Origin of the sequence: Chitinophaga sp. GbtcB8 (genome assembly GCF_019091455.1) — a bacterium.
Lineage (GTDB): Bacteria > Bacteroidota > Bacteroidia > Chitinophagales > Chitinophagaceae > Chitinophaga.
The window spans coordinates 1-285 of sequence record NZ_JAGXJN010000131.1; the positions used below are offsets into that span (position 1 = coordinate 1).

A 285-nucleotide genomic window follows, 5' to 3' on the forward strand; every position below is an offset into this window, starting at 1 on the left:
TCCAGCTCATTATATTTAAATGCACGCCGGGAAATCCTGCCTTTTTTGTTTTTTCGACCAGCATTTCAATGGCCCTTTGTGTTTCCTGAATGCTTCCAAATCCATTGATAAAAGTGATGATCACATAAATGGAAAAATAAGGCTTACCATCAATCAGCCAGTAATTGGGTTGTTTGAAATACTTGACAACGATATAGCTGGATATGGTATCCCATAACGGCATAGACACCTCGCCCTGTGTTAATGCGGCCCGGTTATTATCGAAAGTAGCCGGCTGTATATTGA

The 285-nt window shown here is 40.7% G+C and carries 1 protein-coding gene; it reads right to left on the reverse strand.

What is annotated here, in order from left to right; all coding sequences use genetic code 11:
- On the reverse strand, positions 1-285 hold a 285-nt coding region (locus tag KVT36_RS31675), incomplete at both ends, for a hypothetical protein (RefSeq protein WP_217607424.1).